Below are 1523 nucleotides of genomic sequence, written 5' to 3' on the forward strand. Positions count from 1 at the left end.
ATCTGTGGCTGCCTTCGCCTCGCTCAACGACATGGCTGCAGTCTCTTGAAGCAACTTGGAATGAGAAACCTTGAGGAAGCCGGCTTCCCAGCCAGTGATGATGACGGTGTGCATTTGACGGCCTGATTCTTGAATTGATGCGAGAGTCTGGGCAAATGTTAATCTGCAATTTTGGGTCCTATGCCGGGCCACTATTCAATTGGACAAGAAAGTTGCAGTTATGAGCTTCGGAAAAACCACCCCCATCCTTCGCATCTTCGATGAAGCCAAGGCCAAGGAGTTTTACATCGACTTCCTCGGCTTCAAGGTCGATTGGGAACATCGCTTTGAGCCCGGCATGCCGCTCTATCTGCAAATCTCCAAAGGCGGCTGCGTGCTGCATTTGTCGGAGCACCACGGCGACTGCAGCCCGGGCGCGGCGATGCGGATTGAAACGGATGGGCTTGATGCGTATCACCAGCAGCTTTTGGCGAAGAACTACAAGCACGCCCGTCCCGGAATTGAAGACACAGCGTGGGAGAGCCGGGACATGTCGATCAGGGACCCTTTTGGTAACCGGCTGACATTTACCAATGCCATCAGCACCTGACCTCACCTCTTTCATCCGCTTCACTTGACTGCACTTTGCAAACCGGGCGAATCTCACGCAGGAGCGCTCTAAACMCCCAAATCTTGACTGCCGTCAAGAACGCCGTGTCAGGTGGRGCCYCAYTCTTGATTTYCGTCAAGAATACTTCGTTGCCTACAGATTCACCATGAGTGCTGCTGAAGGAAACACCCATGACCTCGACCCACGCGCCCCCTCTTCCAGGCCTCGCCTTACGCTGTTACCGGCTGACGCCGGGAGGCCGCGCCTGTGTGGACACGGTCAATACCAAAGCGCAGACCACGGGCTCGTTGTCGCGCTACCTGCACGATGTACTGGAGATGTGCGGCACGGGCGTGTGGTTTGAGCAGTTGCAGCAGTTCATGCCGCCGCGATCACTTGATGAATCCTTGCGTTCGTTGCTGGCGTCGGGCCTGATTGAAGCCGTGGATGCGGGCGAAGTGCCTGTGCACCTGCCCCCTGCGAGGCGCCGCACACCGTCGATGTTGGGCGACCTGACGAACGCCTGAGATGCCCTGGAGTCAAAGAAGGGGCGTTTATAAGTAAAAAAGGCTTCCAGCCCATACGTGAAAAGCACGAGCAGCTATTAAATCAATAGCGGCCCGAAATTCAACTTTCTTCAGCCTGCACCAGCAACGCTGCTTGCGCCGGCAGCTCGGCCAGCAGCACCACCTGTCCTGGCGTGATCACCAGGTCGGGCTTGAAGCTGTCTTCTGCGGCAAGCCCTGCGCGTTGCCACCGAAGCTTCACCACGCGCTCCTGCAGGCGCAGCGTGATCTCAAACGAGGGCCATTGTGCCGGCACGCGGGGCGACAGCGACAGCGCGCCTTGCTGCACCTTGAGGCCCAGAATGTTTTCCATTGCCGCGCGGTGCAGCCACGCAGCCGAGCCGGTGTACCAGCTCCAGCCGCCGCGG

The 1523-nt window shown here is 58.0% G+C and carries 3 protein-coding genes; 2 read left to right on the forward strand and 1 reads right to left on the reverse strand.

From position 1 onward, the window contains the following. Positions 1-220 precede the first annotated feature (220 nt). Together AC1D1P_RS23055 and AC1D1P_RS23060 are read left to right on the forward strand one after the other, a co-directional pair. Positions 221-589 (forward strand): glyoxalase superfamily protein, encoded by a 369-nt coding sequence (locus tag AC1D1P_RS23055; protein ID WP_477674598.1) that lies wholly within the window; start codon positions 221-223, stop codon positions 587-589. 191 nt (positions 590-780) lie between these two features. Continuing rightward, complete coding sequence (locus tag AC1D1P_RS23060) at positions 781-1116, forward strand: hypothetical protein (protein WP_477671290.1); 336 nt, start codon at positions 781-783, stop codon at positions 1114-1116. 100 nt (positions 1117-1216) lie between these two features. Here the strand turns inward: AC1D1P_RS23060 and AC1D1P_RS23065 are convergent. Further along, a partial coding sequence (locus AC1D1P_RS23065; RefSeq protein ID WP_477674599.1) for a glycosyl hydrolase family 65 domain-containing protein occupies positions 1217-1523 on the reverse strand: 307 nt, incomplete at its 5' end.

The organism is Polaromonas sp. P1_E1_2 (assembly GCF_056406035.1).

What these genes read in the sequence shown, in the direction of transcription:
- AC1D1P_RS23060 (WP_477671290.1), top strand. Translation starts at nt 781, where the DNA reads ATGACCTCGACCCACGCGCCCCCTCTTCCAGGCCTCGCCTTACGCTGT.
- AC1D1P_RS23055 (WP_477674598.1), top strand. Translation starts at nt 221, where the DNA reads ATGAGCTTCGGAAAAACCACCCCCATCCTTCGCATCTTCGATGAAGCC.